This window comes from Pseudomonas sp., from assembly GCF_049645325.1.
Lineage (GTDB): Bacteria > Pseudomonadota > Gammaproteobacteria > Pseudomonadales > Pseudomonadaceae > Aquipseudomonas.
This window is the reverse complement of record NZ_JBARTQ010000644.1, coordinates 22,350-29,434: the sequence shown is the minus strand read 5'-3', so window position 1 is coordinate 29,434 and position 7,085 is coordinate 22,350. Positions and strand designations below refer to the sequence as shown.

General features: G+C 64.0%; 8 protein-coding genes. 5 read left to right on the top strand and 3 right to left on the bottom strand.

All coding sequences use genetic code 11. The features are described from left to right. A partial coding sequence (locus tag WBB95_RS27690) for a YeeE/YedE thiosulfate transporter family protein (protein WP_424490467.1) occupies positions 1–567 on the bottom strand: 567 nt, incomplete at its 3' end. Positions 568–735: 168 nt separating this feature from the next. Here WBB95_RS27690 and WBB95_RS27685 point away from each other — a divergent pair. The 3 genes from WBB95_RS27685 to WBB95_RS27675 are packed head-to-tail and all read left to right on the top strand — an operon-like array spanning position 736 to position 3,026. After that, positions 736–1,188 (top strand): MarR family winged helix-turn-helix transcriptional regulator, encoded by a 453-nt coding sequence (locus tag WBB95_RS27685; RefSeq protein ID WP_424490466.1) that lies wholly within the window; start codon positions 736–738, stop codon positions 1,186–1,188. A 22-nt stretch (positions 1,189–1,210) separates the two neighbouring features. Continuing rightward, positions 1,211–1,774 (top strand): isochorismatase family protein, encoded by a 564-nt coding sequence (locus WBB95_RS27680; protein ID WP_424490465.1) that lies wholly within the window; start codon positions 1,211–1,213, stop codon positions 1,772–1,774. Between the two features lie 7 nt (positions 1,775–1,781). Then, positions 1,782–3,026: an MFS transporter gene (locus WBB95_RS27675; protein ID WP_424490464.1), complete on the top strand. Its 1,245-nt coding sequence runs from the start codon at positions 1,782–1,784 to the stop codon at positions 3,024–3,026. Here WBB95_RS27675 and WBB95_RS27670 read toward each other — a convergent pair. Further along, positions 3,001–3,798, bottom strand: coding sequence for a DNA/RNA non-specific endonuclease (locus WBB95_RS27670; RefSeq protein WP_424490463.1), 798 nt, complete (start codon positions 3,796–3,798; stop codon positions 3,001–3,003). The genes WBB95_RS27675 and WBB95_RS27670 overlap by 26 nt on opposite strands. 94 nt (positions 3,799–3,892) lie before the next feature. Next, positions 3,893–5,110: an MFS transporter gene (locus tag WBB95_RS27665; RefSeq protein WP_424490462.1), complete on the bottom strand. Its 1,218-nt coding sequence runs from the start codon at positions 5,108–5,110 to the stop codon at positions 3,893–3,895. Between the two features lie 120 nt (positions 5,111–5,230). Between WBB95_RS27665 and WBB95_RS27660 the strand changes: the two genes are divergently transcribed. Both WBB95_RS27660 and psrA read left to right on the top strand, forming a co-directional pair. Next, a complete protein-coding gene (locus tag WBB95_RS27660) occupies positions 5,231–5,863 on the top strand; it encodes a TetR/AcrR family transcriptional regulator (RefSeq protein WP_424490461.1) in 633 nt (210 codons plus the stop codon). A 123-nt stretch (positions 5,864–5,986) separates the two neighbouring features. Beyond that, positions 5,987–7,078: an iron-containing alcohol dehydrogenase PsrA gene (gene psrA / locus WBB95_RS27655; protein ID WP_424490460.1), complete on the top strand. Its 1,092-nt coding sequence runs from the start codon at positions 5,987–5,989 to the stop codon at positions 7,076–7,078. The last annotated feature ends 7 nt before the right edge of the window (positions 7,079–7,085 follow it).

The window sequence follows — 7,085 nt, the reverse complement described above, 5'->3', positions numbered from 1 at the left end:
GGCCAGCGCCGGCACCACGCCAAAACTCTTGACGATAGAAACGGCCGGGAACGCCGGCAGCGCAAACCACCAATCCACGTGGTGGGTGGCGATCAACGAGCCGCAGATGAAGAACAGCAACGTCACCAGCATGCGTGCGTTGCCGCCGCCCACGGTGAACAGCGTGCCCGACGCACAGCCGCCGCCCAGCTGCATGCCAATGCCGAAAATGAACGCACCGAACACCACGGAAACCCCGGCGGGCGCCACCAGCCCGACCACCGGCTGCCCGAACAACGTGCCCGCCCCCAGCGCCGGGAAGAACAGCAGCACCGCCACCGCCAGCATCACCATCTGCGCGCGCAGGCCGGCGCCACGGCGATCATTGATGAACACCCGCCAGGCCGAGGTGAAACCAAACGCGGCGTGGTAGAGGGTCAAGCCCAGTGCGGCGCCGACCACCAGCAACAACACCTGGCGCGAGCCGACGCTGTTTTGCAGGAACACGGCGCCAAGCACCAGCACGATTAACGCCACCAGCGGCGCAAGGGGTTTGCGCGCGGGCGTCAGGGAGAGGGAACTGCTCATGAAGTATCTCGGTTCAGTTGAAAAGGCTTGATTGCGAGGCCGGGCAGTATAAACCCAGGGCGCGCGAGCTTTGCGTTTATTGGCCGACCGACCTTCAAGGCCGTTTATGAAAAAAATTTAATACAGCAAAACTGTACAGTTTTCCTGCGCGACTGCTAACGTTCCGGCATGAACAACACGCCCACACCTGCCGCCTCCCACTGCGCCGCCCCCTTGGCCGCCGAACTGCGCATCTCCCTGGGCAAGCTGATCCGCCGCCTGCGCGAACAGACCCACCCTGACGATTTCACCTCCGCGCAAAAGTCCGTGCTGCTGCGCCTGGACCGCGACGGCCCGACCACCGTGTCTGCCCTCGCCCGCGCCGAAAGCGTGCGCCCGCAGTCGATGCGTATCACCGTCGCCGGGCTGGAGGTGATGCAGGCGGTCAGCGGCAAGCCAGACCCCACGGATGGCCGGCAAACGCTGATCGAACTGACCCCCACGTTCCGCAAGCACCTGACCGAAAGCCGCGCAGCCAAAGACGATTGGCTGCTGCGCGCGCTGCAAGAACAACTCTCGCCCCAGGAACAAGACGAACTCGCCGCAGCGGTGAAATTGCTGGAGCGTCTCGCCGATTATTGAATGACCCGATTGAGGAAATAGCATGGCTGTCACCTCGCTGGATGCAACAACTGCCCTGATCATCGTGGACCTGCAACACGGCATTATCGGTTACCCCTTCATTCATGCGATTGGCGAGGTGGTGCAGCGCACCCGCGCGCTGCTCGACGCCTTCCGCGAACGCGGCCTGCCGGTGGTGCTGGTCAATGTCACGGGGTTTGCGCCGGGACGCACCGAGCGGCCACGGCGCAGCGCTGATTTGCCAGCGGGTTGGGCGGACCTGATCCCTGAACTCAATCAGCAGCCCGCCGACCTTCTGGTGACCAAGCGCAGCTGGGGCGCGTTCGCCAACACCGATCTTGAGGCGCGTTTGAAGGCACTCGGCGTGACCCAGGTGGTGGTCACCGGCGTGGCCACCGGCACGGGTGTCGAAGCCACCGCACGCCAGGCGTATGAATTGGGCTTCAACGTAACCCTGGCCGTCGACGCCATGACCGACGCCAACCCCGAAGCCCACGCCTACAGCCTGCAACACGTATTCCCCAAGCTCGGCGAATCGGGCACGGCGCAGGCCATAATCGGTTTGCTCGACAACAGGGGGGCGTAAAACCGACATGAGTTTCCTCGGCACGTTCCGCTCCCTGCGCAGCCCCAACTACCGCATCTGGGCAGCCGGCGCGCTGGTGTCCAACGTCGGCACCTGGATGCAGCGCACCGCCCAGGACTGGTTGGTACTCACCCAGCTCACCCCGCATAACGCAGCGGCCGTCGGTATCGTCATGGCGTTGCAATTCGGGCCGCAACTGCTGTTGTTGCCGTGGACCGGGTTTGCGGCGGACCACTACGACCAGCGCAAACTGCTGATCGTCACACAGGCGGTCATGGGCCTGCTGGCGTTGACGCTGGGGGTGTTCACCATCACCGGCTTCGTCGAGCTGTGGCACGTGTACGTGTTTGCGTTCCTGTCCGGCTGCGCCTCGGCGTTCGATGCGCCGGTGCGGCAGATTTTCGTCGCCGAACTGGTGGGCGAGAAGGACTTGTCCAACGCCATCGCGCTCAATTCCACCTCGTTCAACATGGCACGCATGATCGGCCCGGCAGTGGCCGGCGTGACCATCGCCTCGGTCGGCACCGGCTGGGCTTTCCTGCTCAATGGCTCCAGTTTCTTCGCGGTGCTGGCGTCGTTATTCTTCCTGCGCGTCTCGGGCCAAGCCATCAAGGTGCGGGCGCTGCGCACCAAAGGCAGCCTCACCGAAGGGATTCGCTACGTGTGGGCGCGGCCGGACTTGAAAGCGATCCTGCTGATGCTGTTCCTGATCGGCACCTTTGGGATGAACTTCCCGATTTTCATCTCGACCATGGCCGTCAGCGTGTTCCATGCCGATGCGCGCGGCTACGGGTTGCTGACCTCCACCCTGGCGATCGGCACCATCGCCGGCGCGCTGATCGCCGCCGGCAGTGAGCGGCCGCAGTTCAAGTCGCTGCTGATAGGTGCCGCCGTGTTTGGAGTCGGCTGCACGCTGGCGGCCCTGGCACCGAACTATTGGACGTTCGCCATCGCGCTGGTGATCATCGGCGTGGGTGCGATGACGTTCAGCAACACCACCAACAGCCTGATGCAGTTGACCACCGAGCCCGCCATGCGCGGCCGGGTGATCGCCTTGCGGGTTGCGGTCGCGCTGGGCGGCACGCCGATCGGTGCGCCGATTGTCGGCTGGGTCGCCGACCACCTGGGCCCGCGCTGGGCGCTGGTGGTCGGCGCGGTGTCAGGCATTTTGGCGGTGGGTGTAGCGGTCTACACCCTCAAGCGCCAGCTGGACCGGCCGCAGCCGATCACGTCCGACCAATCGACCCGGTAACCGGCAGATTACCGAGCAACTTGAGCCCGGTCGTCTTCACGAACGTCTCGTAGTCCATCGGCCTTTCGATACGGGTTTCTGCGTTGGGCAGCACGTAGGCCCAGGCGCGTTTGGACGAAGCGTCATACACCAGCTTGTACAGGCGCGTCGGCACCCATACGTTGTTGTTGCCGATGGTGCCGTAGCCCGCGTCAAACAACGGCCCGGTGAACACGAACACATCGCCGCCGGCGCGCACGGCAAACTTGCGCACGTCGGCCTCGACCTTGCTCCAGATCTTGCGGTTGTTGGTGGGGTCTTGCGGCACCATGTTCGACAGCGCGAACGACTGGGCCATGGCATTCGCGCTTGGGGCATCAGCGGCGGGGGATTGGTGACCACGGTCCATGGCCGGGTGCTGGGCGCGGTAGTCGCTCAACTCGGCGCGCGCGCCTTTGGGAATGCGCGGGTCAGCGTAGAACTGGTTGGTGCGCTCTTCGCCTTTGGCGTCTTTCAACTGCGCCGCGTTCAGGCGTTCAACCACCACCAGAGGGGTCTTGCTGGTTTGTGAATAAAGCACCGCAAAATTGTCCGAGCACAGGGCCATGGGTTTCATGGTGGCGGGCACGGTGGCGGTGTTGATGGGCGTGGAGGCCGGGAACAGGTCGGCGCAGCTGTCGAATGAAAGGCGCTTTTCCTGCGGGGAGTAGACGTCCGGCAGGCTACGGGCGACGGCCCCGGTGGAGAGCAAAACAAGGGCCGACAGCCCGACTGCAATGTTGCGCAGGTGCATGAATGACTTCTTTGAAAGGGAGTAAAGCGAAAGGCTCCGGCGAACGGAGCCAAGTGAATGATATTGCGAGGGTTATTGACCGGGACAAGTCACATTAGTGCCCAGCCGCGAGCGGTTTTCCTGCCTCACGGGCGCCCGGTTTGAAGCCATGGGCCTGCGCGCCCCAGGCAATCCCGAATGCCACGACCACCAACACCAGCATCGCCCACGGAAAGGCAACGACGCCCCAGCTATCCAGCAGCACCCCGCCGACCACACCGCTGGCGGCAATCGCGCTGTTCCAGGCCACCACATTCAGTGATAACGCCACATCGGCGCCGTCGCCAGCGGCGTCCGCCAGGGCGGTTTGCAACAAGGTTGCCGCGCCGCCAAAACTCAGCCCCCACACGGCCACGCCGAGGTAGATTACCGCCGGCACATTCGCCCAAAAGCCAAACACCAGCGAGACACCTGCAAACGTCAACAGGCTCACCAATACGGTCTTGCGCAACAGCGGCTCGACCAGCTTGGCCGTCAGCCAGATCCCCGCCAAGGCAGCCACCCCGAACACCAGCAACACCACGTCCACGCGGTTCTCCAACCCGGCCGACTGCAAAAACGGCGCGATGTAGGTGTACAAAATGTTGTGCGCCAGCATCCAGCTGATCACCACCGCCAGCACTGGCCGCACACCGGGCGTGGTCAGCACTGTGCCCAGCGACACACGCTGATGCGCCGCCTGTGGCGGGTAATCCGGGACCTTCACCAGCACCCAGGCGATCAGCACCAACGTCAGCGCCGACATCAAGCCGAACGTGGTGCGCCAGCCCAACAGGCCACCCAGCCACGTGCCCAACGGCACGCCGAGGGACAGCGCAATCGGCGTACCGACCATCGCCAGCGCCAGCGCCCTGCCCTGTTGATGCGGCGCGACCATGCGCCGGGCGTAACCGGCCAGCAGGCTCCAGGCCAACCCGGCGGCGACACCGGCAAAAAAGCGCGCGACCAACGTCACGCCGTAATGAGACGACAGCGCGGTGATGGAGTTGAACAGCAGGAAACCGACGATGGTCAGCAGCAGCACATTGCGCCGGCGCCAGCCACGGGTCGCGAGGGTCATGGGAATGACCGCCAGCACCGAGCCCAACGCATAGGCCGTGACCATCTGCCCGGCCATCGACGGCGAAATCGCCAGGCCTTCGCTGATCAACGGCAGCAACCCGGCGGGCAGGGTTTCGGTGACGATGCAAATGAAACCGGTCATGGCCAACGCGAGTAACGCGCCGATGGGCAAGCGGTCGGATGAGGCTGGGATGCTGAGTGAAGGGGTCACGGGAGGCTCCTTGAGCGACTTAAATACTGATCGATATAAATGTTGCAGGCGCGCACCCTGCGTTGTCAACGACTTATGTATCGACTAGTATTTATCTCGTTTTCCACAGGAGCCCTTCTCATGGCACAAATGGGTCGCCCGCGTAATTTCGACCGTGACCAGGCTGTGGAACAGGCCATGCACCTGTTCTGGCAGCACGGTTATGACGCCACCTCCCTCGCCCAGCTCAAGGCCGGCTTGGGCGGCGGCATTTCTGCGCCGAGCTTTTACGCCGCATTCGGCTCCAAAGAGGCGCTGTTCGACGAATGCGTGCAGCGTTACCTGGCGACCTACGCCCAGGTCACCGAATGCCTGTGGGACGACAGCCTGCCGCCGCGCCAGGCAATTGAAACCGCACTGCGCCAGTCGGCGCGCATGCAGTGCGACACCGCCCATCCCAAGGGCTGCATGGTCACGCTGGGCGTCATGAGCGCACCCAGCCCGGAAAACGCGCGGGTGGCGGATGCGTTGACGCACTCGCGCCTTCGCACGCGGGCGGGGATGGTGGCGTGCGTTGAGCGCGGCGTGCGGGCGAGCCAGTTGCCGAACACGCTTGATGTCGTGGCGATGGCAACCGTGTTTGACGGCTTTTTGCAGGGGGTTTCGATCCTCGCGCGGGATAACAGCCCGCTGGCGGCCATCGATGCGGCGATCACCCAGATACTGCTTACGTGGGACGTCCTCGCGGCCAGCGTCGAGCCAAGCGTCCGCTGAATCCCGACGGGCCCAACCTGTTATCGGTCCAGCCGATGCGCGCCTGCGAATTATCGATTTGAGCCTTTGTTGCAGCGCCCCGACTATGGGGCCACTTCCAACAACAAAAACAAAGGACCCGCCATGACTGCCCGATTCCACAACCCCGTCGACACCCGTTTCGGCTGGGGCAGCCTTCTAGCGCTTGCCGACATCACCCAAGGCCAGACCGTGGCGCTGGTGACGTTTCCCGAAGCCCGCGGCCTGGGGCTGGTGGCCCGCATTCAGGACCTGCTCGGTGACCGCCTGGTGCACATCATCGAAGACGTGCAACCGAACCCCGACGTGGCGCAATTGCGCAGTACCTATGAACGTTTCTGGGAGCAAGCCGGCGAGTGCGAGGTGGTGGTCGCCGTCGGCGGCGGCAGTGCCATCGACACCGCCAAGGCGCTGATTGTAGGCACTGAATCCGGGCGTTTCGATGAGCTGCTCGCCTTGCTCGCGACCGGCCAACCCTTCACTCCGGCGCGCAGCAAGGTGCTGATCGCCGCCCCCACCACGGCGGGCACCGGCAGTGAAGTCACGCCATGGGCAACCATCTGGGACTCGGCGAGCCTGAAAAAATACTCCCTGCACCTGGCGTGCACCTGGCCGTCGGTGGCAATCATCGACCCGCAGTTGATGCTCACCGTGCCTGCCGGTGTCACCGTGTCAACCGGGCTGGACGCCTTGTCCCATGCGCTGGAGTCGATCTGGAACATCAACGCCAACCCGATCTCGGACACGTTCGCCATCTCGGCCATCGAAGACATCCTCGAATGCCTGCCCCTGTTGCGGCGTGACCTGTCCAACCCGGAGCTGCGTTCGCGCATGGCCCTGGCCGCCCTCAAGGCCGGGTTGGCGTTCTCCAACACCAAGACCGCGCTGGCGCATTCCATCTCCTATGAAATGACCCTGCACTACGGCCTGCCCCATGGAATTGCCTGCTCCTTCACGCTGCCGCTGGTACTGGGCCTGGCATGGGGGCGCGATGCCGCACGTGATCGAACCCTGCAACGGATCTTCGGCAGCGACCTGCTGCAAGCCCAGGCCCGGCTGCGCGATTTCCTGCACAGCCTTGAGGTGAAGACCGAGTTTGCCGACTACGGTGTAACTGCTTCCAAGGCCGAAGCCATGATCACCTTCGCGATGCAGGGCGCACGCGGCAAGAACTTCATCGGCGCCCACGCCGCCTGAAGCCAAC